The organism is Hafnia alvei (assembly GCF_900095695.1).
Classification (GTDB): Bacteria; Pseudomonadota; Gammaproteobacteria; order Enterobacterales; family Enterobacteriaceae; genus Hafnia; species Hafnia alvei_B.
In genome coordinates this window covers 1-23,601 of the sequence record NZ_FMIQ01000008.1, presented here as the reverse complement: position 1 = coordinate 23,601, position 23,601 = coordinate 1, and the positions used below count along the sequence as shown (strand labels likewise).

23 protein-coding genes and 1 other annotated feature are annotated in these 23,601 nt (G+C 47.7%); of the genes, 14 read left to right on the top strand and 9 right to left on the bottom strand.

Annotation, left to right across the window (positions count from 1 at the left end; all coding sequences use genetic code 11):
- The first annotated feature begins 429 nt into the window (after window positions 1-429).
- The 4 genes from yqaB (at window position 430) to luxS (ending at window position 3,739) form a co-directional block, all read left to right on the top strand.
- Complete coding sequence (gene yqaB / locus BN1044_RS03910) at window positions 430-996, top strand: fructose-1-phosphate/6-phosphogluconate phosphatase (protein ID WP_025801547.1); 567 nt, start codon at window positions 430-432, stop codon at window positions 994-996.
- Window positions 996-1,424: a YqaA family protein gene (locus tag BN1044_RS03905; RefSeq protein WP_025801546.1), complete on the top strand. Its 429-nt coding sequence runs from the start codon at window positions 996-998 to the stop codon at window positions 1,422-1,424. Before yqaB ends, BN1044_RS03905 begins: the two co-directional genes overlap by 1 nt.
- A 70-nt stretch (window positions 1,425-1,494) precedes the next feature.
- A complete protein-coding gene (gene gshA / locus BN1044_RS03900; RefSeq protein WP_072307638.1) occupies window positions 1,495-3,066 on the top strand; it encodes a glutamate--cysteine ligase in 1,572 nt (523 codons plus the stop codon).
- Between the two features lie 157 nt (window positions 3,067-3,223).
- A complete protein-coding gene (luxS, locus tag BN1044_RS03895) occupies window positions 3,224-3,739 on the top strand; it encodes an S-ribosylhomocysteine lyase (RefSeq protein WP_072307637.1) in 516 nt (171 codons plus the stop codon).
- A gap of 69 nt (window positions 3,740-3,808) precedes the next feature.
- Here the strand turns inward: luxS and BN1044_RS03890 are convergent, their stop codons facing one another.
- Window positions 3,809-5,110, bottom strand: a complete 1,302-nt coding sequence (locus BN1044_RS03890; protein ID WP_072307636.1) for an HlyC/CorC family transporter — start codon at window positions 5,108-5,110, stop codon at window positions 3,809-3,811.
- Between the two features lie 72 nt (window positions 5,111-5,182).
- The gene (locus BN1044_RS03885; RefSeq protein ID WP_072307635.1) at window positions 5,183-5,974 is read right to left on the bottom strand and encodes a cytochrome C assembly family protein; all 792 of its coding nucleotides are present in this window, start codon (window positions 5,972-5,974) and stop codon (window positions 5,183-5,185) included.
- 167 nt (window positions 5,975-6,141) lie between these two features.
- On the opposite strand from BN1044_RS03885, the gene ffh reads away from it, so the two are divergent.
- The 5 genes from ffh (at window position 6,142) to rplS (ending at window position 9,728) form a co-directional block, all read left to right on the top strand.
- On the top strand, window positions 6,142-7,503 hold the full coding sequence (gene ffh, locus BN1044_RS03880) for a signal recognition particle protein (RefSeq protein ID WP_025801541.1): 1,362 nt from the start codon (window positions 6,142-6,144) through the stop codon (window positions 7,501-7,503).
- 170 nt (window positions 7,504-7,673) lie between these two features.
- Complete coding sequence (gene rpsP / locus BN1044_RS03875) at window positions 7,674-7,922, top strand: 30S ribosomal protein S16 (protein ID WP_025801540.1); 249 nt, start codon at window positions 7,674-7,676, stop codon at window positions 7,920-7,922.
- Between the two features lie 18 nt (window positions 7,923-7,940).
- Window positions 7,941-8,474 (top strand): ribosome maturation factor RimM, encoded by a 534-nt coding sequence (gene rimM, locus BN1044_RS03870; protein WP_072307634.1) that lies wholly within the window; start codon window positions 7,941-7,943, stop codon window positions 8,472-8,474.
- A 66-nt stretch (window positions 8,475-8,540) separates the two neighbouring features.
- Complete coding sequence (trmD, locus tag BN1044_RS03865; protein WP_072307633.1) at window positions 8,541-9,308, top strand: tRNA (guanosine(37)-N1)-methyltransferase TrmD; 768 nt, start codon at window positions 8,541-8,543, stop codon at window positions 9,306-9,308.
- Between the two features lie 63 nt (window positions 9,309-9,371).
- Window positions 9,372-9,728: a 50S ribosomal protein L19 gene (gene rplS / locus BN1044_RS03860; protein WP_004090612.1), complete on the top strand. Its 357-nt coding sequence runs from the start codon at window positions 9,372-9,374 to the stop codon at window positions 9,726-9,728.
- Between the two features lie 138 nt (window positions 9,729-9,866).
- Here rplS and BN1044_RS03855 read toward each other — a convergent pair whose 3' ends face one another.
- From BN1044_RS03855 to btsR, 4 genes are all read right to left on the bottom strand, one after another.
- Complete coding sequence (locus BN1044_RS03855) at window positions 9,867-10,631, bottom strand: DUF481 domain-containing protein (protein ID WP_040047198.1); 765 nt, start codon at window positions 10,629-10,631, stop codon at window positions 9,867-9,869.
- A gap of 193 nt (window positions 10,632-10,824) precedes the next feature.
- On the bottom strand, window positions 10,825-12,168 hold the full coding sequence (locus tag BN1044_RS03850; protein WP_072307632.1) for an anaerobic C4-dicarboxylate transporter: 1,344 nt from the start codon (window positions 12,166-12,168) through the stop codon (window positions 10,825-10,827).
- 179 nt (window positions 12,169-12,347) lie between these two features.
- Entirely contained in the window at window positions 12,348-12,701 is a 354-nt protein-coding gene (locus tag BN1044_RS03845) for a DUF2799 domain-containing protein (protein ID WP_081329534.1), read from the bottom strand.
- A 57-nt stretch (window positions 12,702-12,758) separates the two neighbouring features.
- Window positions 12,759-13,475 carry a two-component system response regulator BtsR gene (btsR, locus tag BN1044_RS03840; protein ID WP_072307630.1) on the bottom strand — a complete coding sequence of 239 codons (717 nt, stop codon included), beginning with the start codon at window positions 13,473-13,475 and terminating at the stop codon, window positions 12,759-12,761.
- A gap of 248 nt (window positions 13,476-13,723) precedes the next feature.
- Here btsR and BN1044_RS03835 point away from each other — a divergent pair, with 248 nt between their 5' ends.
- Both BN1044_RS03835 and tyrA read left to right on the top strand, forming a co-directional pair.
- Window positions 13,724-14,806 carry a 3-deoxy-7-phosphoheptulonate synthase gene (locus BN1044_RS03835; protein WP_282100176.1) on the top strand — a complete coding sequence of 361 codons (1,083 nt, stop codon included), beginning with the start codon at window positions 13,724-13,726 and terminating at the stop codon, window positions 14,804-14,806.
- 5 nt (window positions 14,807-14,811) lie between these two features.
- Window positions 14,812-15,933, top strand: a complete 1,122-nt coding sequence (gene tyrA / locus BN1044_RS03830) for a bifunctional chorismate mutase/prephenate dehydrogenase (protein ID WP_072307629.1) — start codon at window positions 14,812-14,814, stop codon at window positions 15,931-15,933.
- A gap of 61 nt (window positions 15,934-15,994) precedes the next feature.
- Here tyrA and pheA read toward each other — a convergent pair whose 3' ends face one another.
- The 3 genes from pheA to bamD form a co-directional block, all read right to left on the bottom strand.
- Complete coding sequence (gene pheA / locus BN1044_RS03825) at window positions 15,995-17,146, bottom strand: bifunctional chorismate mutase/prephenate dehydratase (RefSeq protein WP_072307628.1); 1,152 nt, start codon at window positions 17,144-17,146, stop codon at window positions 15,995-15,997.
- Window positions 17,147-17,194: 48 nt separating this feature from the next.
- Window positions 17,195-17,320, bottom strand: a sequence feature (Phe leader region).
- Window positions 17,321-17,449: 129 nt separating this feature from the next.
- Window positions 17,450-17,803 (bottom strand): ribosome-associated translation inhibitor RaiA, encoded by a 354-nt coding sequence (raiA, locus tag BN1044_RS03820; protein ID WP_072307639.1) that lies wholly within the window; start codon window positions 17,801-17,803, stop codon window positions 17,450-17,452.
- 325 nt (window positions 17,804-18,128) lie between these two features.
- Window positions 18,129-18,866 carry an outer membrane protein assembly factor BamD gene (gene bamD, locus BN1044_RS03815; protein WP_072307627.1) on the bottom strand — a complete coding sequence of 246 codons (738 nt, stop codon included), beginning with the start codon at window positions 18,864-18,866 and terminating at the stop codon, window positions 18,129-18,131.
- A 131-nt stretch (window positions 18,867-18,997) separates the two neighbouring features.
- On the opposite strand from bamD, the gene rluD reads away from it, so the two are divergent.
- From rluD to clpB, 3 genes are all read left to right on the top strand, one after another.
- On the top strand, window positions 18,998-19,978 hold the full coding sequence (rluD, locus tag BN1044_RS03805; RefSeq protein ID WP_072307626.1) for a 23S rRNA pseudouridine(1911/1915/1917) synthase RluD: 981 nt from the start codon (window positions 18,998-19,000) through the stop codon (window positions 19,976-19,978).
- Window positions 19,975-20,709 (top strand): purine nucleoside phosphorylase YfiH, encoded by a 735-nt coding sequence (yfiH, locus tag BN1044_RS03800; RefSeq protein WP_072307625.1) that lies wholly within the window; start codon window positions 19,975-19,977, stop codon window positions 20,707-20,709. Before rluD ends, yfiH begins: the two co-directional genes overlap by 4 nt.
- Window positions 20,710-20,884: 175 nt before the next feature.
- Window positions 20,885-23,458: an ATP-dependent chaperone ClpB gene (gene clpB, locus BN1044_RS03795; RefSeq protein ID WP_072307624.1), complete on the top strand. Its 2,574-nt coding sequence runs from the start codon at window positions 20,885-20,887 to the stop codon at window positions 23,456-23,458.
- Window positions 23,459-23,601 lie beyond the last annotated feature (143 nt).

The following is a 23,601-nucleotide window of genomic DNA, read 5'->3' as shown; positions in this document are numbered from 1 at the left end:
CACAATACTTATCGCAGATGCAGAATTGCATAGTGATTAAGTGTTGGCGGTAGCACAAAGGATGATAACGTTGCTTTAGCAACGGCCCGCAGGGCGAAACGCTTGCGTTGAGTCATCTTCCTGAGTGCACCATATTTGGTTTTTCTGATGTAACATACCTTGTCGTATGATAGTCAGAGAGACTGATGACACTAAGAGAGTGAGGCGCTTGCGCCGAATAACCTCCCAAATATGTCATCTTAAGACCTCGTCATTGACGGGGTTTTTTTTTATCTAAAATCCACTGTGCGTAGTATTTTTCAGCTCAATTTTTCTTCATATCCATTGGCTTTTCAATTAATTCCTCCTGAAACTCTCAGAGCGACAACGTAATAGCTTTGCGTTAAAGTAACCTTCCATATATTCACCATCGTTACGGAGCTGCAATCAATGTACGATCGCTTTCAAGGACTGATTTTTGATATGGACGGCACTCTACTCGACACCGAGCCGACGCATCGTCTGGCTTGGCGGCAGGTACTTTCCCAATACGGAATGACCTACGATGAACATGCGATGGTGGCACTGAATGGCTCTCCAACTTGGCGTATTGCCCAGGTCATTATAGAAAATAACCAAGCAGATATGGATCCACATCATCTTGCCGCATTGAAAACGGCTGCGGTAGAAGCCATGTTACTGGATAGCGTAACGCCGCTTCCGTTGATCGATGTGGTGCGAGCCTATAAAGGCAAAAGGCCGATGGCAGTGGGAACTGGGAGTGAACACCGGATGGCAGATGCATTGTTGCGCCATTTGGGGCTGCGTGATTGTTTTCAAGCGATCGTCGGTGCCGATGATGTTAAGCGGCATAAGCCTGAACCAGACACATTCTTACGTTGTGCGGAGCTTATCGGCGTCGCGCCTAAAGATTGTGTTGTGTTCGAAGATGCTGACTTTGGCATTCAAGCCGCTCAAAGCGCCAATATGGCGTGGGTTGACGTGCGCAAGTTGTAATGAGTTCTCTCCTGACATTAGGCGCTATGTTTGCCAGTAGCTTCACTAGCGCGACGCTATTGCCTGGAAATTCAGAAATTGTTTTAACTGCCTTGCTGTTAGCGGGGCAGGTTTCTCCGTGGTGGTTAGTGCTGACAGCGATTGTTGGCAATATTCTGGGCGGATTAACAAATGTCATCATTGGTCGTCTGCTGCCGGACATGAAACCGCAGCGGGGGTTACAGCTGTCGTTACGCTGGTTACAACGCTATGGCGCGGTAACATTGTTGCTCAGTTGGGTGCCTATCATTGGTGATTTACTCTGTGTGTTAGCAGGTTGGCTGCGAATGCCGTGGGTACCCGTGGCGCTTTATCTCAGTATTGGGAAAGCGGTACGTTATGTGGTGTTAGCATGGCTGACGCTACAGGGTATGTCATGGTGGTCATAAGCGAGAGTGGAAACGCTCAGCGGCAGAACATGAATGCTGGCAGTTATTATTTGATTAGCGGGAGGTCGACTTGATCCCGGACGTATCTAAAGCACTGACTTGGCTGGAGTCGCATCCAGATGCCCTTAACGGAATTCGACGCGGAATTGAGCGTGAAACGCTCCGCGTAACGCCTGAGGGCCAATTGGCCGCTTCTGGTCACCCAGAGATATTGGGTAAAGCGTTGACTCATCCTTGGATAACTACTGACTTTGCCGAGTCTTTGCTGGAGTTTATTACTCCAGTCGATCCCAGCATCGATCACATGCTCTCCTTCTTAACGGATATTCATCGCTATGTAGCTCGCAATTTGGGCTCAGAGCGTATGTGGCCAATGAGCATGCCGTGCTTTATCAATAAAGAAGAAGATATTGTACTGGCGCAGTATGGGTCATCTAACGTTGGTCGATTTAAAACGTTGTACCGCGAAGGTTTGAAGAATCGCTACGGTGCGCTGATGCAAACCATTTCTGGTGTGCATTATAACTTCTCGCTGCCTATTGATTTTTGGCGTGCATGGGCTGGTGTTGAAGATGCCGAAAGTGGTAAAGAGCAGATCTCCGCGGGATATTTCCGCCTGATCCGCAACTATTACCGCTTTGGCTGGGTGATCCCATATCTGTTTGGTGCCTCGCCGGCAATCTGTTCATCGTTCTTGAACGGTCGTGAGACCAATATTCCATTCGAGCGCGATGGGCATATGCTGTATCTGCCTTATGCGACCTCGCTGCGTTTGAGTGATTTAGGTTACACCAATAAATCGCAGAATGATTTGGGTATCACGTTCAACAATCTGCCTGACTATGTCACCGCGCTGAAAAAAGCGATTCATACACCATCTCCTGAGTTTGCTAAGCTTGGTGTAAAGGTCGATGGTCATTATCGCCAGCTCAATGCCAACGTTTTGCAGATTGAAAATGAACTCTACGCACCGATTCGCCCAAAACGTGTCACTAAAGGCGATGAGTCTCCGTCCGATGCGCTGTTGCGTGGCGGCATTGAATATATAGAAGTGCGCTCTCTGGATATCAATCCATTTACGGCCATTGGCGTGAATGCTGAGCAGTCACGCTTCTTGGATCTTTTCCTGATTTGGTGTGTACTGGCTGATGCGCCTGAAATGAGCAGCGATGAGCTGCTGTGTACGCGTAAAAACTGGAACCGCGTGATCCTTGAAGGGCGTAAGCCTGGCCAAACTATTGGTATTGGCTGTGATACTGAGCGTCAGCCACTTGCTAAAGTAGGCAAGGAGCTGTTTGCGGATTTACAACGCGTTGCTGAAGTATTAGATAGCATCAATGGGAATAAGCAATATCAGCAAGTTTGCACTAAGCTGGTAGCCTGTTTTGAAGATGCTTCATTGACCTATTCTGCTCAGGTACTGGAGCAGATGAAAGAAAAAGGCGTGGGTGGATTTGGTCGTGAACTTTCCGAACGTTATCGCGAACAGTTGAGCTCAGAGCCATTGGAAGTGTTAACCGAAGAACAGTTACAGCAGCAGGTGGAAGCATCGATTAAACGTCAGGCCGCTATGGAAGCTCAGGATTCAATGCCGAGTGCTATGGGGTTTGAAGAGTATCTGCATTTACACGCTGGGCGCTAGAAAAGAAAAAGGCCACAATACCTGTGGCCAAAATAGCATCTCTGTAGCAGGGATGATGATAACAAATGCGCGTCTTTCATATATTCAGACTCGCTGAGTTAGAAAAGGTTTCATTAAACCAAAAAAAAATTCATTTTTTTTATGAGGAGGTGACGAAATGCCACTACTGGATAGCTTCACTGTAGACCATACGCGTATGGCGGCACCTGCGGTGCGTGTAGCAAAAAATATGAAAACCCCGCACGGCGACAACATCACGGTCTTCGATTTGCGTTTTTGTCACCCGAACCAAGAGATCTTGCCTGAGCGCGGTATCCATACTCTTGAACATCTATTTGCTGGTTTCATGCGCGATCATCTGAACGGTAACGGCGTGGAGGTTATCGATATCTCTCCAATGGGCTGCCGTACCGGTTTCTACATGAGCTTGATTGGTACGCCAGAAGAGTCTCGCGTGGCTAATGCGTGGAAAGCGGCTATGGAAGATGTGCTGAAGGTGACTGACCAGCGTAAAATTCCTGAACTCAATGAATATCAGTGCGGAACCTATTCCATGCACTCATTGCAGGAAGCGCATGAAATTGCTCGTCATATCCTAGAGAAAGGCGTTGGAGTTAACCATAACGACGATCTCGCCCTGCCTAAAGAAAAACTGGCTGAGCTGCATATTTAGTCTCGTTTTCTCTAAACGCAAGACACAAAAAAGGCGCTGAATGCGCCTTTTTTAATGGATAAATCGAGCCTACGAGCTATAGCGCTCGCTGTCCTCATTCGCTTTCGTACGTGCCACTGACGAAACACGGACCTGCTTAATCATATTGTCCTGTACGTCGAGTATTTGGATATGGTACTGGCCAATGTTGACGTGAGCGCCCGGCAGTGGAATATCTTCTAATTCCTCAAGCAGCATACCGTTCATAGTACGTGGGCCGTCGGCGGGAAGCGTCCAGTTGAATGCCTTATTTAGCTCGCGAATATTCGCGGTTCCATCTACCAGCACAGAGCCATCACTTTGCGGCATAACTTCTTCTGCCAAAGAGGGGGACATCGACGTGGTGAAATCGCCGACAATCTCCTCGAGAATATCTTCAACGGAAACCAGCCCTTTGATATCGCCGTATTCATCTACCACGATGCCCATTTTTTCTTTATTACGTTGGAATTTAAGCAGTTGGACGCTGAGATGAGTACTTTCTGGTATGTAATAAATTTCATCGGCGGCGCGCAGTAAGTTCTCTTTATTGAACTCTTTCTTTTCAATCATCAGGCGATAGGCTTCGCGCACACGAAGCATGCCAATCGAATCATCAAGTGAGCCGCGGTATAAGACGATGCGTCCGTGTGGTGAATGTGTTAGCTGGCGTAAGATTGATTTCCAGTCATCATTGATATCAATACCGACGATTTCATTGCGCGGCACCATAATGTCGTCGACGGTCACTTTTTCAAGATCCAAAACTGAAATCAACATGTCCTGATTACGGCGCGAAATCTGTGAGTTGGATTCGTTCACGATAGACCGAAGTTCATCTTTACTGACCGCGTCGCTCGGATGCGCCGTGGCCCGGATACCAAACATGCGCAGCAGAATGCGAGTAATGCCATTTAGAAGCCAAACTAATGGCATCATGATTTTTTGCAGCGGCAGCAATAATACGCTGCTTGGGAAAGCGACTCTTTCGGGATTGAGCGCGGCAAACGTTTTTGGCAACACTTCGGCAAACACTAATACCACGAAGGTCAGAACGCCGGTTGCAATGGCTACGCCTGCGTTTCCATACAAACGGATCCCGACAATGGTTGCTAAGGCTGAAGCCAAAATGTTGACGAGGTTGTTGCCAATGAGCACCAGACTGATCAGGCGATCGGGATGTTTGAGTAGTTTTTCAACACGTCGAGCGGAACGTAATCCCTGCTTGGAGAGATGGCGGAGGCGGTAGCGGTTGAGTGTCATCATCCCTGTTTCTGACGCAGAAAAATAGGCTGAGACAATGACCATAATTACCAGAATGGTAATCAGTGTACCCGTAGAGACGTGCTCCAAGGAGGTGTTCCTTATAACGATTGAACGGTTCACCCCGTGGTATTACGGGGTGAGCGAAAAAGAGGAGGGGAGTTAGTTTACCATGACTTCCTGAAGAAGACGGCTGCCAAAATAGGCCATCGTCAGTAAAAATGCGCCCAGCAAGCTGAACCATACGACGCGGCGTCCACGCCAGCCTTCACGGAAGTGCCCCCACAGTAATAAAACATAGACAAACCATGCCAAAATCGACAGTACGGCTTTATGCACGTTCTCTTTGCTGAACAAGTTATCCATGTACAACATGCCAGTGCACAGGGTGAGTGTCAGTAGCACAACACCGACCTGCGTAATATGAAACATCTTGCGTTCGATGCTCATCAACGGCGGCATATCAGCGGTAAACGTGAGTTTTTTGTTTTTCAGCAGATAGTCGAGAAGCGCAAGCTGTAGGGCATAGAGCGCAGCAATGATCAGTGTTGCGTAAGAGAACAGCGCCAGACCAATGTGAATCATCAGAGACGGCGTCGTTTCTAGATGGGTGATGAATTCGCCTGGAACGAAGCTGGCGAGCCCGAGATTAATTAAGGCAAAGCTGTATACAATCGGCAGCAAAAACCAGCCACGGTCACGTGAGGCGACGACGGTCATCACAAAACAGATCATCAGGCTTACGATCGAACCAATGTTCAGTAAGCTAAGATTTTGCCCTGTGGTGACATCAAAAATACGAGCCTGAAGCGCAACGGCGTGGCTAATGAGCGCAATAGCGGCGAACAAAAGCGCCAAGCGGCGATAGGCTCGGTTGTTTTGTACCAGGCTCGGAATGATTAAACCGAGGCTGAGTAAGTAGGTAATCATGGCCAATATGGCAAATGCAGGCATGGTGAATTTAGCATTAGCAGAGTGAATTATGAGGCCAGTATAGCGTTAGCCGCGTCACGCTCCAACCAATCCGCGCAGCAAGGAGGAGAAAGGTGCCATCTTCGTGTTATACTCGCCGCCATCTACGTCGTCGCCTTGACGGCCAGTCTTAACGTTGAGCAGAAACAATGTTTGAAAATTTAAGCGATCGATTGTCGCGCTCATTGCGCAACATCAGCGGCCGCGGGCGGCTGACCGAAGAAAACATTAAAGACACCTTGCGTGAAGTACGCATGGCATTACTGGAAGCGGACGTTGCGCTACCGGTAGTCCGTGACTTCATCAATCGTGTTAAAGAAAGTGCCGTAGGGCACGAAGTGAACAAAAGCCTGACCCCTGGGCAAGAGTTCGTCAAAATCGTTAAAAACGAACTGACGAACGCCATGGGTGAAGTGAACACCGAGCTGAACCTCGCCGCACAGCCGCCTGCTGTTGTATTGATGGCGGGTTTGCAAGGCGCGGGTAAAACAACCAGCGTGGGTAAACTCGGTAAGTTTCTTAAAGAGAAACATAAGAAGAAAGTGTTGGTGGTTTCTGCCGACGTTTATCGCCCAGCGGCGATTAAACAGCTAGAAACTTTGGCTCAGCAAGTGAGCATCGATTTCTTCCCGTCTGATGTTAAAGAGAAGCCAATCGAGATTGTTAGCCGTGCTTTGCAGCATGCTAAACAGAAATTTTATGATGTTCTGATCGTCGATACCGCGGGTCGTTTGCACGTTGACGAAGCGATGATGGACGAGATCAAACAGGTTCATGCCGCGATTAATCCGGTTGAAACGCTGTTTGTTGTTGATGCCATGACCGGTCAGGATGCGGCGAACACCGCCAAAGCCTTTAATGAAGCGCTGCCGTTAACCGGCGTGGTGCTGACAAAAGTCGATGGTGATGCGCGCGGTGGTGCGGCTTTATCTATTCGCCATATTACGGGTAAACCGATTAAGTTCTTGGGCGTGGGTGAAAAGACCGAAGCGCTGGAACCGTTCTACCCTGACCGCGTAGCCTCTCGTATCCTTGGTATGGGCGACGTTCTGTCACTTATCGAAGATATTGAGAGTAAAGTTGACCGTGCACAAGCCGAGAAGCTGGCACAGAAACTGAAGAAAGGTGACGGCTTCGACCTCACTGACTTTATGGATCAGCTTAAGCAAATGCGTAACATGGGCGGGATGACCTCAATGCTGGCAAAAATGCCAGGCATGGGGCAACTACCAGAAAACGTTAAATCTCAGATGGATGACAAACTCTTAGTGCGTATGGAGGCGATTATTAGCTCCATGACGTTGAAAGAGCGTGCCAACCCAGAAATTATCAAGGGCTCGCGTAAACGTCGTATCGCGCAGGGTTCTGGTATGCAAGTGCAGGACGTCAACCGTTTACTTAAACAATTTGATGAAATGCAGCGTATGATGAAGAAGATGAAGAAAGGCGGCTTGTCGAAAATGATGCGTGGCATGAAAGGTATGATGCCACCCGGATTCCCTGGTCGTTAATCCCTCCTTTTGCCTATTTTAGCAACTGCAACCGGGGCGTAAGTACGCTTTCGGTTGCTTTTCGCGCCAAAGTGAGTAAAATTTTCGGGCTTTTATGTTCGTTAAGAACAACAGACACCGGACTCCGTTCCTCGATGGGGTCTGGTGTTCTATTAACTAATGAGGATGTTATGGTAACAATTCGTTTAGCTCGTGGCGGCGCTAAAAAGCGTCCGTTCTATCAAGTAGTAGTAACTGACAGCCGTAATGCACGTGACGGCCGTTTCATCGAGCGTGTTGGTTTCTTCAACCCGCTGGCAGCAGGTCAGGCAGAATCTCTGCGTCTGGATCTGGATCGCGTAAACCACTGGGTTGGTTTGGGCGCAACTGTTTCTGATCGCGTTTCTGCGCTGATCAAAGAAGCTAAGAAAGCTGCTTAATCCGTTGCGGTGGTCACAATGAGCAAACAACTTACTAATCCCGTGGTACTCGGGAAACTGGGTTCTTCATATGGTATTCGCGGTTGGCTCAGAGTGTTTTCATCCACCGAAGACGCCGAAAGCATTTTTGAATATCAGCCGTGGTTTATCCAGCAGGCTGGTCAGTGGCAGCATGTCGAGCTAGAAAGCTGGAAGCGCCACAATCAGGATTTGGTTATCAAAATCAAAGGTGTTGATGACCGAGATGCGGCGAATGCGCTAACGAATCGTGAGATCGTAGTGGAAGAGTCGCAATTGCCAGAGTTAGAAGATGGCGATTATTACTGGAAAGACCTTATGGGCTGCCAGGTAGTCACCTCCGCTGGATACGAACTGGGTAAAATCATCGATATGATGGAAACTGGTTCTAATGACGTAATGGTCGTTAAGGCAAACCTGAAAGATGCATTCGGTCTCAAGGAGCGGTTGATTCCGTTCCTCGACGGGCAGGTAATCAAGAAAGTCGATCTCACTACTCGCATTGTTGAAGTAGATTGGGATCCTGGTTTTTAACCTCCAATTATTGGAAGGCGTGTAGCATCCGTTGTTGAAAGGGTATGGCGCTATGTGGATTGAGTTATGTGGATCGGTATAGTTAGCTTATTTCCTGAGATGTTCCGCGCAATCACTGATTACGGGGTAACTAGCCGGGCTGTTAAGAATGGCCTGCTAAGCGTGCAGTGCTGGAGTCCACGAGACTTCACGCACGATCGGCATCGCACCGTTGATGACCGTCCTTATGGCGGTGGTCCGGGGATGTTGATGATGGTGCAACCTTTACGGGAAGCTATCCACGCTGCAAAAGCAGCGGCAGGCGAAGGGGCGAAAGTGATTTATCTCTCGCCGCAGGGTCGCAAACTTGACCAGCAAGGCGTTTGCGAGCTGGCAACAAATGAGAAGTTAATTCTGGTTTGTGGTCGGTATGAAGGTATAGATGAGCGTGTAATCCAAACCGAAATTGATGAAGAATGGTCAATCGGAGATTACGTACTTAGCGGCGGTGAGCTTCCTGCCATGACGCTGATTGATTCTGTCTCACGGTTTATTCCGGGAGTTTTGGGTCATCAAGCTTCAGCAGAGGAAGATTCATTTGCCGGCGGACTGCTGGATTGTCCGCACTTTACACGCCCTGAAGTGTTAGAAGGCATGGAGGTACCGCCGGTTTTACTGTCGGGAAATCATGCAGAGATTCGTCGCTGGCGCTTGAAGCAGTCGCTGGGCCGTACCTGGCTTAGAAGACCTGAACTTCTAGAAAGCCTAGCTCTGACTGACGAGCAAGCGAAGCTGTTGGCCGAGTTCCGTAAGGAGCATCGTCTAGAACAGCAAGACCATGAAGGGAACGTTTAAGCGACTTGTTTATCAAGGCTGAACGACCCGATATATCAGTTTACCTAGGGTAAGAGACATATTATGAGCAACATTATTAAACAGATCGAACAAGAGCAGATGAAGCAAGACGTACCTGCATTCCGTCCAGGTGATTCTCTGGAAGTTAAGGTATGGGTCGTTGAAGGTTCTAAAAAACGTCTGCAGGCATTCGAGGGCGTGGTTATTGCAATCCGTAACCGCGGTCTGCACTCTGCATTCACTGTTCGTAAGATTTCTAACGGCGAAGGTGTTGAGCGTGTATTCCAGACTCACTCACCAGTAATCGACAGCATTACTGTTAAACGTCGTGGTGCCGTTCGTAAAGCTAAACTGTACTACCTGCGTGAGCGTACCGGTAAATCAGCTCGTATCAAAGAGCGTCTGGGCGCTAAAGCGTAAGCAACATCCAAACGTTATTAGTTTTAAAGGGGTTAGCATTGCGCTAACCCCTTTTTTTATGGCTGTTATCGCATGATCAAATGGCACAAAAAAGCCCGCAGCTAAGCGGGCTTTTTCTATTGAGTCATAAAGTTATTTTTACAGATTGTATCGCAGGGTAATAGCTGTAGACGTGTCGGTTTTCTTTGGCGCACTGGCCGGAGGCTCGGTGTTGTACACCACGTTGTATGAAAGACGCAGAGAGAAGTCGTCATTGATCCCAACGTTTAGCGCGGTTTCCGAGTTGACCGTGGTGTCATCATTGGCCATAACAGAAACACCCTGTGTGAATTGCGTATTTTTAGTCAGCTGGTAAGCATAGTTGCCAGCAGCATAGGCTAATGCCTGAGTTTCACGCCCACCGCCATGATATTCGTCGTGACGAACACCCGGACCAAATTCTACACGCAGGTTTTGCGCTGGCGTTGCCAGTACTTGGCGGCCGTAACCTAAGGTTCCTGTTGAGCGGGAATCATAGCCAGCATAGCGGTCGTTGATCCAACTGCCTTGCCCGAAAATATAGTTGTCAGGGCTAAGGTTATAACGTGAACGAGCGCCTGCCTGATATTTCTCTGAAGAACGAGTGTCACCTGATTTAGTGTTATTTGCCGTTCCCCATAGGCTATATGCCGTTTCAGGGTTAAACCAAGTCATTGTGGTGTTAGCCAGCAGGTTCGAGCTCTCAGAGTTACCTGATTGAGAGTTATAACCTGCTTGAACGTTACCGTCGAAACTCTTCTTCGCCGTTGTTGGATCATCCATCGCTGTAAATAGCGAGGTATCGGCAAAAGCAGCAGAGCTAGTTAAAGCAGACAAGATAGACAGGCACAGGGGCATTGCGCGGTATGCGCGTGTAGAAAGCATGATGGTTCCAGTAACGAGATAATGCCAAAGTTGACAAGCGTCACATTATAGCGGGTCGTCTGCTGGCTCAGAATGGGTTCATTTAGCTTATTTTTTGTGTTTTCGCCAGCAGGTTATGCTCTTTATTTATATGCGAACAATAGCCTGTGGAGGAACCGGTATTTGCTGTGACAAATACCGGTTAGCCTGAAAACTACATGAAGGATGTGACGAGTACATAACCAACGATACAGGAGGTTATTACGCCAATAAAACCAGGCAGGATAAAGCTATGGTTGATGATGAACTTACCGATTTTTGTGGTACCGGACCGGTCGAATCCAATACAGGCTAAGTCGCTTGGGTAGGTGGGTAAAACAAAGTAACCATAAGCAGCAGGGAAGAAGGCAATGAGCATCTTCGGATCGACACCGAGTTGTAACCCCATTGGCGCAATCGCGGTTAACGCCGCTGCTTGGCTGTTGACGAGCTTAGACACTAAAAACAGCACCAGAGCATAAGTCCATGGTTGGGACTTCACCACATCCTCTAGAACAAGCTTAAGGTCCTGCATATGCGCTTGGAAGAAAGTGTCGCTCATCCATGCCACACCGAATACGGAGAAAATGGCAACCATACCGGCTTTAAATACGGCACCGCTTGAGATGTCGGCAGGTTTCACCTTACAGGCCATTAAGATGATGGCCCCTGCAATGAGCATCATCATCTGGATAACCAGATTCATCGACAGTGGTTTCATTACGCCTTTCATTTCATAGGATGGGCGTAATTCAGAGAACGCACCTAGTAGAACTACCACTAAGATTGCGGCGAAAAAGATCCATGTAGACCAGTAGGCGCGCTTGTCGAATTTCTGGTTTAGCAAGGTTTCGCTGGTGCCATAGATAAATTCACGCTGTTTAGGATCGCTGATTTTTGCTTGAAATTCAGGATCTTTATCCAAGTCTTTACCACGACGCAGGCTCCACAAGGCTGCAACAATAACGCCACAGAGTGAGGCAGGAACGGAAATTGCCAAGATTTCTAGAATGCTATAGGCGTGGCCAATTCCGTGAGCTGCCCCCAAAATGGAGACGAGGGAGACAACCGCGACAGAGACCGGTGACGCGGTGATTGCCATTTGTGATGCGACCGAGGCGACGGCCATCGGGCGCTCTGGACGAATACCTTTCTTTAAGGCGATATCGGAGATAATCGGGAACATGGTGTAAACCACGTGGCCGGTACCGCAGAGGAAAGTCAGTGTCCATGTCGTTAATGGCGCTAAAATTGTGATGTGCTGTGGGTGTTTGCGTAGCAATCGCTCTGCAAACTGCATCATAACGTTCAGGCCGCCTGCGGTTTGTAGTACAGAAGCACAACCGATAACGGCAAGGATAGTCAGAATAACTTCAACCGGTGGTTTACCGGGTTCAAGACCGAAAATAAAGGTTAAGCAGAAGAGTCCAATCCCACTGATGAGACCAAGCCCCATTCCGCCGTAGCGCGTCCCCAGTAATAAACAAAGAATAATTATCGCAAATTGTAGCGTTATCATAAGTTCCCTTTTAAAAATTAACCCAAAAGTACTAGGGATAATATCCATGAGCTTTATGTGCTAATCTGCGAATGAGATCTCTGTTTATAAAAACCAGTGAAGCAATTTCAAATAAAATTGATCTAAATAAACATACTGATACATATCTATTCTGACGTGTTGCTTTTTATTGTTTCCTACTATCTTGGCAATGTTTTATTTATCCCTTGCTGCCATTTAAAACGTAATTCTGCAATATTCACGGCGCTGTCGCAGCTGGCAGGAAAAGGCTTACCTTGCGATCCCCATTGCTCAATAGCAAAAGATTGGCACAGCTGATGTGTACCATGGTTGTAACCGTCTAAATATGCCGCCCGATCAACATCAGGATTCCCATACCATTCAATCAGCGTATCGTTATCGCGCACCACTTTCCCCATACTGGCATCTTCAAAACCAGCGTTAAACCACATTGAGCCTTTATCTACGCCGCCCGGATATTGCGTGCAGGCTGCAAGGGCAAGGCACAAAATAAAGATATGATTTTTTATCATCACGCCACCTTTATTGGAGAAAATGAAATCGACCACCTTTACAGTAAAGTGCATTTATTAGGTAATTCCCAAGCGCTCTTTTAAGTTTTTCAGATAGCGGCGGCTCACTGGAATTCTTTTTCCCGTGTGAGTTATCACTTCGGCTGAGCCATTATCCAAAAGCTGAATTTCGCTGAGGCGATCCGCGTTCACCATATATTGACGATGGCAGCGAACAAAGGGGGTTTTTTCTTCCAGCGTTTTGAGCGTTAGCTGCGTATATCCGCTTTGGTGGATCCCGACGACGTGGATACCACTAAGCTCGGATGACAGGTACTCGACTTCATCTAGCTTAAGCAAAAAGATACGATTTAAACCATGGCAAGGAATGTGCTTAAGCTGAGGTTCGCTAAAAGGCTGTAAATTTTGTTTTACATTGATGCCTTTTTGTAAGCGTTCTAATGTCTTGCTTAAACGTCTGCTATCAATCGGCTTAAGCAGATAATCGAAGGCATGCTTTTCAAATGCCTGAATAGCATATTCATCAAATGCGGTGACAAAAACAATGTACGGCATGGTGTCGGGATCGAGCATAGAGACCAATTCTAGGCCGCTAATTCGTGGCATCTGAATATCAAGAAAGATCACATCCGGCTGTAATTTATGAATAGTCGGGATAGCCTCCAACGCGTTGTTACACTGGGCTATTACCTCAATACTGGCGTGTTTGGTTAATAGCTCATTAAGTTCGTCGCGCGCGGGTTGTTCGTCGTCAACAATGATGACTTTAAGCATGTGTCCTCCATGATGTAATCAGTATTTTATCATGCTTAAACCCTCGGCCTGCAGGGCAATAGCAAAACTGGGCGTTGCCTCAAATTTTGTTGAGAAGTGTAGTGTAAAGTTTACGGTAATTATTTCTTTACACTAATGGGTTGAAAACTTTACATGGCATGATATGGTGGTTCTCAGACGCACTCACGCAAGCAGCAAAGATTCAAATCATCACGAGCGTCATCACTCAATAAAGGGCAGGTACTATCATGATTATGCAAAAAGACGCATTAAATAACGTGCACATTAGCGACGAACAAATACTGATCACGCCAGAAGAATTAAAAAATCGCTTTCCACTGAGCTCGCAGCTGCAAGAACAGATTGCGGCTTCTCGTCAGGACATTGCGAATATTTTGGAAGGTAAAGATCATCGTCTGTTGGTTGTCTGTGGCCCTTGTTCTATTCATGATACTGATGCTGCTCTTGATTATGCCCGTCGTTTGCAGTCCATCTCAGCTGAGTTGCGTGACCAGCTGTACATCGTGATGCGCGTGTACTTTGAAAAACCAAGAACGACTGTGGGTTGGAAAGGCTTGATTAACGATCCTCACATGGATGGCTCGTTTGACGTTGAAGCTGGTTTTATCAAAGCGCGCGAACTGCTCTTGAACTTGGTTGAAATGGGGCTGCCATTGGCAACCGAAGCATTAGACCCTAACTCACCACAGTTTTTAGGCGATCTTTTTAGCTGGTCGGCGATTGGTGCTCGCACCACGGAATCACAAACACACCGCGAAATGGCCTCTGGGTTGTCGATGCCGGTTGGCTTTAAAAATGGTACCGACGGTAGTTTGGGAACGGCGATCAATGCGATGAAAGCGGCTTCTATGGCGCACCGCTTTGTGGGGATCAACCAATCAGGGCAGGTTTGTTTACTGCAAACTCAAGGTAACCCTCATGGGCACGTCATTTTGCGCGGTGGCAAAACGCCAAACTACTCTGCGGAGCATGTGGCTGAGTGTGAAATCCAAATGCAAAAAGCTGGATTACGCCCTGCGCTGATGATCGACTGTAGCCATGGCAATTCAAATAAAGACTTCCGCCGCCAATCGGCGGTCGCTGAGTCAGTAGTTGAGCAAATTAGCGCCGGAAATCAGTCTATTATTGGTGTTATGCTAGAAAGTAACATCTTTGAAGGTAACCAAAGCTCAGAGCAGCCGCGCAGTGAAATGAAATACGGTGTTTCGGTAACAGATGCCTGCATTGATTGGGGAACAACGGATACGCTTCTGCGTGATATGCATCAAAAACTAGGCGCAACGCTACGCAGCCGTAGCGCAGGAGAATAAGCATCATGGTGGCGGAACTAACCGCATTGCGGGATCAAATCGATGAAGTTGATAAGGCACTGCTGGATTTATTAGCACGCCGTCTGCAACTGGTAGCCGAAGTGGGAGAAGTGAAAAGCCGCTATGGTTTACCGATTTACGTTCCTGAACGTGAAGCATCAATGCTGGCATCCCGCCGTAAAGAAGCTGAGCTGTTAGGTGTGCCACCCGACCTGATTGAAGATGTTTTGCGGCGCGTGATGCGTGAGTCTTACTCCAGTGAAAACGACAAAGGTTTTAAAAGCTTAAAGCCGGATTTACGTCCCGTCGTGATTGTTGGGGGCCGAGGCCAGATGGGGCGTCTCTTCGAGAAAATGTTGCACCTCTCCGGCTATGAAGTGCGTATTCTTGAACAAGATGATTGGCCGAAAGCTGAAGCGCTATGTGCAGATGCGGGCATGGTTATCGTAAGTGTACCAATTCATCTCACTGAGCAGGCGATTGGGCGCTTACCAAAGCTACCTGATGATTGTTTATTGGTGGATTTGGCATCGGTTAAAAATAAACCGTTGCAGGCTATGCTCGCCGCTCACGGTGGCCCCGTATTAGGGCTGCACCCGATGTTTGGGCCTGACGTTGGCAGTTTGGCAAAGCAGGTGGTGGTTTATTGTGATGGGCGCCAGCCGGAAGCTTACCAATGGCTGTTAGAACAGCTACAGGTTTGGGGGGCGAGACTCCATCGTATTAGCGCCGTTGAGCACGATCAGAACATGGCGTTTATTCAGGCACTACGCCACTTTGCGACTTTTGCTTATGGCTTACATTTGGCAGAAGAGAATGTTCAGCTTGAACAACTGCTGGCGCTTTCGTCTCCGATTTATCGCTTAGAGCTGGTGATGGTGGGGCGACTGTTTGCTCAGGATCCGCAACTGTATGCGGATATCATCATGTCATCAGAGAATAATTTGGCGCTGATTAAACGTTACTACCAGCGATTTGGTGAGGCTATCGCCCTGTTGGAGAGCCATGATAAAGCGGCGTTTATTGATAGCTTCAAAAAAGTGGAACACTGGTTTGGTGATCACGCCCAGCATTTCCAAGCGGAAAGCCGAGCGCTGTTACGTCAGGCAAATGATAGCCGGAAATAGCTAAGCGATAATTTAGATATCAAAAGCCTACTTATGCAGGCTTTTGCGTTTTTCATAGGAATCAAACGGGAACGATATTTTCGCTTGGGTAGCACCCGAGTGTTTTCAGCGAACGAGTGATTGCTTGCAAATCTTTCAATGCCGCTTTCATTGCCGCATCATTGATATTGGCCTGTACATCCAGATAGAACATCTCTTCCCAAGGGTTACCGTTGATAGGGCGAGACTCCAATTTTGTGATAACAATATTGTGCTCACGAAATACTAATAGGGCCTCTACCAACGCACCTGATTGCTGCCCCGTTGCCATAATCAGCGTGGTTTTTGCTGGCACCTGAGAGGTGACATCAATGGCCTTACGCGCGAGAACGATAAAACGCGTGATATTTTGTTGCTGGTTTGCCAGATTTTGTTCCAGTGGCTGTAGGCCATAAAGCGAGCCACCGGCCTCACTGCCAAGTGCGGCCGCATGCGGTGAGTTGAGCGCTGCGACTTTCTCCATCGCAGCGGCGGTGCTTTCACAGTATTCAATTTTCCACTCAGGGTAGGCATTAATGAACTGGCTGCATTGCTGGAATGGCTGTGGGTGGCTGTATACCGTTTTGATGTCGCTGAGGCGTGTCTCGCCGGTGACTAACACGCAGTGGTCGATAGGAATGGTGAGCTCGCCAACAATCGACAGGCTGGTGTGTTGCAGCAGGTCATAAACGTCGTTGATTGAGCCTGAGCTGGTATTTTCAATCGGCAACACGGCAAAGTCTGCTTGACCGGTTTCGACATGATTGAAGATATCCTGAAAACGATGACATCCACACTCAATCAGCTGTTCGAAATGGCGCGCGGCATATTGGCGAGCGGCGAGGTGGGAGTAGGAACCCTTTGGCCCGAGGAAAGCAATGCGAGCAGACTTTTGTGTGGTGTGATTGTATTGATGCTGAAGCAGTGCCTGTTGGGTTAAGACGGAGTCTTCGATGATGAGCTGAAATAAGCGGGTGATATAGTGACCATCAAGATTAAGCGCTTTTCCTTGTTCGGTCAGAGAGTTCAAAAGCTCTCGCTCGCGTTCTTTATCTCGAATCGGACGGTGACTTTTTTGTTTAGCTCGAGCAACGGCCTCAGCAAGCTCTCTGCGTTCACTCAATAGCGCCAGTAATTTGCTATCGACAGCGCTGATCTGCTCACGTAATGCCAGTAATGGGTTGTCTGTTGTCATATCGAGCCTTTCTTATAGTGTATTGAAGTTGAGTTTGTAAGCGTGGAAATGAAAAAAGCCCCCCGATTGGGAGGCTTTTTTGTTTTTCTTCGCATGCTTTCTTTATACGGAAAAACGCCTCCCAATCAGGGGAAGGTAAAAAAGAATGCGAAGAGAAACAAAGATTGAGCCATGTAAAACGCCTGTCGTAGTGGTTAGCGATGAGAGTAAAACCAGAACTTAACTTACCTGTGTTACTTTTGGCCTGTCAACAAAAAACGCGCCTCCTGGCGCGTTTAGTCGATGAGTAACTGGGGGATGGATTTATTCTACGTCTTCCTCTGCTAAGTCGGCCTCTTCTAGGTTAGCGTCTTTGACACTGGTACTTGCGCGACGCGCTTCACCTTTGTGTTGTACTTTATTGAGCTGACGTTCGAGTTTAGCAATCAGTTCGTTGATGGCGGCATACATGTCTTCATGTTTTGCGCTGGCAATCAACTGTCCGTTAGGCGTATTAATCGTGGCATCGGCAACATACAATTTTGGTTCTTTAGACAAAATGATATGCGGATTAATCAGATGCGTTTGCCATTTTTCCAGTTTACTTAGACGGTCCTCGACATGTTGACGAATGGCAGTGGTGATTTCCATTTGCTTACTGGTGATACTAATTGTCATATACATACCTCTCAGTCTTTTCCGTCTTGGTAATTTTAGAATAACGCCGTTTTCAATAAAGTGTGAGACTAAAATCACGAATTTTTGTCACTTTTTGCAAAGATAAGTCGATTTGTGATTTTTAATAAGACATGGCGATTTAGGGCTTGAGTCAGACAGGAAGAACAAGCATAGTGGGGAAATCGGGACAGAAAAAACGGCTAAGCTCCGGCTTTGCCACGGCCTAAAAATAACATTATTGTGCTCTGTTTTTCTCAACCCTGTATATCAGATACAAAAAAGGCAGCCACTGGCTGCCTTTTTGCTGTTCAAATATGATGAGCTGTTACGCTTTTGCCGAGTTATCAGCAATAATTTTGGCGACTTTGTTAGCCTGTGCGGTCAGGTTCATCTGTTTGTACGCATTTTCCATCAACGGTAATGCATCACGCGTTGCCTGAGTATCAGGATAGTTACGCAGCATCGTCTCTACACGGTTAACAACAGCGACGTAAGCACCGCGTTTGGTGTAGTATTGTGCAACGGACAGCTCATATTTTGCCAAACGGTCTTTCAGATAGACAAGGCGTTTGGTGGCATCTGCGCTGTACTGACTATTTGGATAGCGCTGTACCAGCTGGCTAAAATCACGGAATGCCTGACGGGCATGCTCCGGATCGCGGTCAGAACGGTCAACACCGAAGAATCCCTGAAGTGCACTGTCATCTAAAGCCATATCAGTTAGGCCGCGCATGTACAGGACATAATCAATATTAGGATGTGTTGGATTCAAACGCATGAAGCGGTCGATAGACGCCTGAGCCATTGGCAAATCAGCTGATTTGTAATAGGCGTAGATCAGATCCAACTGAACCTGCTGAGAATAAGGCCCGAACGGATAGCGGTTGTCTAACGCTTCCAGTTGCGTAATAGCGGCTTTAAAGTTACCGTCCTGCAACTTTTGCTGAGCGGTAGCATAAATTTCTGAAGGCGGATTATCAGGTACCGCATCTTTGGAACTGGAGCAACCTGCCAGCGCCAGGCTCAACGTGGCGGCAGCCACCAGATATTTCATACGCGTCATGACGTTTTGATTACCCTTTTTGTGTTGTTCCGGGAGACTCTCCGTTAAGCTCCCGACAAAGACCAGCTACAATAGCACATTATTTTAAACGGCAACGCCGAGAAAACCCAACGTTAACGAAAGAAACCCATATGGCACAACAAGTAGAACTAACCGCAACGGTGACGGAATCACAGCTTGGTCATCGTTTAGATCAGGCTTTGGCCGAATTGTTCCCTGATTATTCACGATCTCGTATAAAAGAGTGGATCCTTGACGATCGCGTCAAGGTTAACGGGAAAATTATCAACAAGCCAAAAGAAAAAGTGCTCGGTGGCGAAGAAATTGCCATTGATGCGCTAATTGAGGAAGAAGCTCGCTGGGAACCGCAGAATATTCCATTAGATATCGTTTATGAAGATAGCGATATTTTGGTGATCAATAAACCGCGTGACTTAGTCGTTCATCCAGGAGCCGGTAATCCTGATGGCACGATCCTGAATGCTTTACTGTATTACTGTCCTGAAATTGTGGACGTGCCGCGTGCGGGTATTGTTCATCGTTTGGATAAAGATACTACGGGTCTGATGGTGGTGGCTAAAACCGTTCCTGCCCAGACACGCTTGGTTGAAGCGCTACAGGCGCGCGAAATTACGCGTGAATATGAAGCGGTAGCCATTGGTACCATGACGGCGGGCGGAACGGTGGAAGAGCCTATTTCACGCCATCCAACCAAACGTACTCACATGGCTGTTCACCCAATGGGGAAACCTGCGGTGACGCATTACCGTATTATGGAGCATTTCCGTGCTCATACACGTTTGCGTTTGCGTTTGGAAACTGGCCGTACTCACCAGATCCGTGTGCATATGTCGCATATTAGCCATCCGCTGGTAGGCGATCCGTTATACGGTGGCCGTCCTCGTCCACCAAAAGGTGCATCGGAAGAGTTTATTACCATTTTGCGTGGCTTTGATCGTCAGGCGCTGCATGCAACGATGCTGCGTTTATACCACCCAATCAGCGGTATTCAGATGGAATGGCATGCGCCATTGCCTCAGGATATGGTTGATTTGATTTCAGCATTGCAGGCCGATACTGAAGAGTTCAAAGACGAAATGGATTGGCTATGAGTGTGTTGATCACACCTTTGTGGCCAGCACCAAACAACGTTGTTGCTTTTAACACCACCCGAAAGGGTGGGGTTAGCGTTCATCCCTACGATGCTTTAAATCTAGGGACGCACGTTGGTGATGATGGCGCAGTGGTGGCAGAGAACCGCCGCCGGTTGAAAAATATTGCCGCTGCACCAACGGAACCATTCTGGTTAGAGCAAGTGCATGGCACTCGTGTTTTGCATTTAGATGAGAATAGCGATCGCGCTGATAATCAGGCCGACGCTTCCTATACTAATATCGCTGGGCAGGTTTGTGCGGTGATGACCGCTGACTGCTTGCCTGTTCTCTTTTGCAATCGTCAGGGAACTGAAGTTGCCGCTGCACATGCTGGCTGGCGCGGTTTATGTGACGGTGTATTGGAACAAACGTTGGCATGCTTTGATTCGTCTCCAGAAGATATTCTTGCTTGGTTCGGCCCTGCGATTGGCCCGACTGCTTTTGAAGTCGGGGGCGAGGTCCGCGAAAAGTTCATTGAGCAAGATGCCAATGCAGAACGGGCTTTTGCTGAGTATGGCGACAAATATTTAGCTGATATTTATAAGTTGGCTCGTTTACGTTTATGTCGTGCTGGTGTTCAGACGATATCAGGTGGCGATCTCTGCACCGTAAGCGATAAATCGCGTTTCTTCTCTTATCGTCGAGAACCCGTTACCGGGCGAATGGCGGCGCTGATTTGGTTTCGATAGCCTTATTTTTTAAGGCTTTTGTTATTCACTTATCCTCATTTCCACAAACTGTACTTAATGTTTGCCACTTGACTCATAACAAAAAGTAGTCATTTTCGTGCTAATTGACCTTGAAAAGTGTTGAGTAGACCTTACATATTCTTCAGTAGAAACTTTGATACATCTTGGAGGAATTATGCGTCTGGATCGCTTAACAAGTAAGTTCCAGCTTGCCCTCGCTGACGCCCAGTCACTCGCACTTGGGCGTGATAACCAATTTATAGAGCCGGTACATCTGATGAGCGCGCTGCTCAATCAGGATGGGGGCACGGTTCGACCATTATTAACCTCTGCTGGTGTTAATACCGCGAGCTTACGTCAGGAGCTTGAACAAGCTATCTCCCGTTTGCCGCAGGTTGAAGGCGCTGGTGGGGATGTTCAGCCATCGAACGAATTGATTCGTGTTCTGAACCTATGCGATAAGCTGGCACAAAAACGTAATGACACCTTTATCTCGTCTGAGCTGTTTGTACTTGCGGCGTTAGAAGATCGTGGCAATTTGGGCGATATCTTGAAAGCCGCAGGTGCCAGCGTTCAGAAAGTCAGTACCGCCATTGAGCAGATGCGTGGAGGTGAGAAAGTGGATGATGCAAATGCCGAAGATCAACGTCAGGCATTGAAAAAATACACTGTCGATCTGACCGAGCGTGCCGAACAAGGCAAACTCGATCCGGTGATCGGCCGTGATGAAGAAATTCGCCGTACTATTCAGGTATTGCAGCGCCGTACCAAAAACAACCCTGTTCTCATTGGTGAACCGGGGGTCGGTAAGACCGCTATCGTTGAAGGCTTAGCACAGCGAATTATCAACGGTGAAGTTCCAGAAGGACTGAAGAACAAACGCGTTCTCTCCTTGGATATGGGCTCACTGATCGCTGGGGCTAAATTCCGTGGTGAATTCGAAGAGCGACTGAAAGCCGTATTAAGCGATCTATCAAAACAGGAAGGTAACGTCATTCTGTTTATTGATGAGTTGCACACCATGGTTGGCGCAGGTAAAGGCGATGGTGCAATGGATGCGGGGAATATGCTGAAACCAGCATTAGCCCGTGGAGAGTTGCATTGCGTTGGTGCGACTACGCTGGATGAATACCGTCAATATATAGAGAAAGATGCTGCGCTTGAGCGTCGTTTCCAAAAAGTATTCGTAGCAGAGCCTACGGTAGAAGACACCATTGCGATCTTACGTGGGCTGAAAGAGCGCTACGAGCTGCATCATCACGTGCAGATCACAGACCCTGCTATTGTTGCGGCTGCGAATTTGTCGCACCGCTATATTGCGGATCGTCAGCTGCCCGATAAGGCGATTGACCTTATCGATGAGGCTGCATCGAGCATTCGTATGCAGATGGACTCTAAGCCAGAATCGTTGGATCGCTTGGAGCGCCGTATTATTCAGCTCAAACTTGAACAGCAGGCTCTGAATAAAGAATCTGATGAAGCCAGTAAAAAGCGCTTAGAGATGCTCAACGAAGAATTAGAGCATAAAGAGCGTGAATATTCTGAACTGGAAGAAGAGTGGAAAGCCGAGAAGGCTTCACTCAGCGGTACGCAGAATATCAAAGCTGAAATCGAACAGGCGAAGATTGCGCTTGAGCAGGCTCGTCGTGTCGGTGATTTAGCCAAGATGTCTGAAATCCAATACGGCAAGTTGCCTGGTTTGGAAAAACAGTTAGAAGCAGCGACGCAGTCTGAAGGTAAGACGATGAAGCTGCTGCGCAATAAAGTCACCGACGTTGAAATCGCAGAAGTGCTGGCACGTTGGACAGGGATTCCAGTATCACGCATGTTAGAAAGCGAGCGCGCGAAACTACTGCGCATGGAAGACGATCTGCATGAGCGTGTTATCGGCCAGAATGAAGCAGTAGAAGCGGTTTCGAATGCGATTCGTCGTAGCCGTGCTGGGTTGTCTGATCCAAACCGCCCAATTGGTTCTTTCCTATTCTTAGGACCAACCGGCGTGGGGAAAACGGAGCTGTGCAAAGCGCTAGCAAACTTCTTGTTCGATAGCGATGACGCAATGGTGCGCATCGACATGTCCGAGTTTATGGAAAAACACTCCGTGTCACGTTTAGTGGGTGCGCCTCCTGGATATGTCGGTTATGAAGAAGGTGGCTACTTAACTGAAGCTGTACGCCGTCGTCCTTATTCGGTCATCTTGTTAGATGAAGTGGAAAAAGCACATCCGGATGTATTCAACATCTTGCTGCAGGTATTAGATGATGGACGGCTGACAGATGGGCAGGGCAGAACGGTCGATTTCCGTAATACCGTGGTCATTATGACCTCAAACCTTGGCTCTGATTTGATTCAGGATCGTTTCGGTCAGCTCGATTATGGTGAAATGAAAGAGTTGGTGATGAGCGTGGTGTCACACCACTTCCGCCCTGAGTTCATTAACCGTATAGATGAAACCGTTGTGTTCCATCCATTAGATCAGAAAAACATCAAGGCGATTGCGCGGATTCAGCTGGAACGTCTGTACCAACGTCTCGAAGAGAAAGGCTACAGCGTAACCATCACCGATGCGGCATTAGAACAGCTTTCAAAAGCGGGCTTCGATCCAGTCTATGGGGCTCGTCCGCTGAAACGCGCTATCCAGCAGGAAATCGAGAACCCGCTGGCCCAGCAAATTTTGTCTGGAAAACTGATTCCGGGTAAAGACATCACGCTAGATGTTGCTGATGAACAAATCGTTGCCAAACAATAATAGGTAATAGAGACGTTCTAAAGGCTCTAGATAGTGATATAGAAAGAAAGATAGAAAGGCAGCCAATTGGCTGCCTTTTTTATGTTTGATGAATATAAAAGCAGGTAATGAATGAAATTCATCCATTAATCGAATTTTTGATT

What these genes read in the sequence shown, in the direction of transcription:
- trmD (WP_072307633.1), top strand. Translation starts at nt 8,541, where the DNA reads ATGTGGATCGGTATAGTTAGCTTATTTCCTGAGATGTTCCGCGCAATC.
- BN1044_RS03845 (WP_081329534.1), bottom strand. Translation starts at nt 12,701, where the DNA reads ATGATAAAAAATCATATCTTTATTTTGTGCCTTGCCCTTGCAGCCTGC.
- yfiH (WP_072307625.1), top strand. Translation starts at nt 19,975, where the DNA reads ATGAGTGTGTTGATCACACCTTTGTGGCCAGCACCAAACAACGTTGTT.
- rpsP (WP_025801540.1), top strand. Translation starts at nt 7,674, where the DNA reads ATGGTAACAATTCGTTTAGCTCGTGGCGGCGCTAAAAAGCGTCCGTTC.
- yqaB (WP_025801547.1), top strand. Translation starts at nt 430, where the DNA reads ATGTACGATCGCTTTCAAGGACTGATTTTTGATATGGACGGCACTCTA.
- ffh (WP_025801541.1), top strand. Translation starts at nt 6,142, where the DNA reads ATGTTTGAAAATTTAAGCGATCGATTGTCGCGCTCATTGCGCAACATC.
- btsR (WP_072307630.1), bottom strand. Translation starts at nt 13,475, where the DNA reads ATGCTTAAAGTCATCATTGTTGACGACGAACAACCCGCGCGCGACGAA.
- BN1044_RS03905 (WP_025801546.1), top strand. Translation starts at nt 996, where the DNA reads ATGAGTTCTCTCCTGACATTAGGCGCTATGTTTGCCAGTAGCTTCACT.
- clpB (WP_072307624.1), top strand. Translation starts at nt 20,885, where the DNA reads ATGCGTCTGGATCGCTTAACAAGTAAGTTCCAGCTTGCCCTCGCTGAC.
- rluD (WP_072307626.1), top strand. Translation starts at nt 18,998, where the DNA reads ATGGCACAACAAGTAGAACTAACCGCAACGGTGACGGAATCACAGCTT.
- raiA (WP_072307639.1), bottom strand. Translation starts at nt 17,803, where the DNA reads ATGACAATTAGTATCACCAGTAAGCAAATGGAAATCACCACTGCCATT.
- BN1044_RS03835 (WP_282100176.1), top strand. Translation starts at nt 13,724, where the DNA reads ATGATTATGCAAAAAGACGCATTAAATAACGTGCACATTAGCGACGAA.
- pheA (WP_072307628.1), bottom strand. Translation starts at nt 17,146, where the DNA reads ATGACAACAGACAACCCATTACTGGCATTACGTGAGCAGATCAGCGCT.
- BN1044_RS03850 (WP_072307632.1), bottom strand. Translation starts at nt 12,168, where the DNA reads ATGATAACGCTACAATTTGCGATAATTATTCTTTGTTTATTACTGGGG.
- BN1044_RS03855 (WP_040047198.1), bottom strand. Translation starts at nt 10,631, where the DNA reads ATGCTTTCTACACGCGCATACCGCGCAATGCCCCTGTGCCTGTCTATC.
- BN1044_RS03885 (WP_072307635.1), bottom strand. Translation starts at nt 5,974, where the DNA reads ATGCCTGCATTTGCCATATTGGCCATGATTACCTACTTACTCAGCCTC.
- luxS (WP_072307637.1), top strand. Translation starts at nt 3,224, where the DNA reads ATGCCACTACTGGATAGCTTCACTGTAGACCATACGCGTATGGCGGCA.
- bamD (WP_072307627.1), bottom strand. Translation starts at nt 18,866, where the DNA reads ATGACGCGTATGAAATATCTGGTGGCTGCCGCCACGTTGAGCCTGGCG.
- rimM (WP_072307634.1), top strand. Translation starts at nt 7,941, where the DNA reads ATGAGCAAACAACTTACTAATCCCGTGGTACTCGGGAAACTGGGTTCT.
- tyrA (WP_072307629.1), top strand. Translation starts at nt 14,812, where the DNA reads ATGGTGGCGGAACTAACCGCATTGCGGGATCAAATCGATGAAGTTGAT.
- rplS (WP_004090612.1), top strand. Translation starts at nt 9,372, where the DNA reads ATGAGCAACATTATTAAACAGATCGAACAAGAGCAGATGAAGCAAGAC.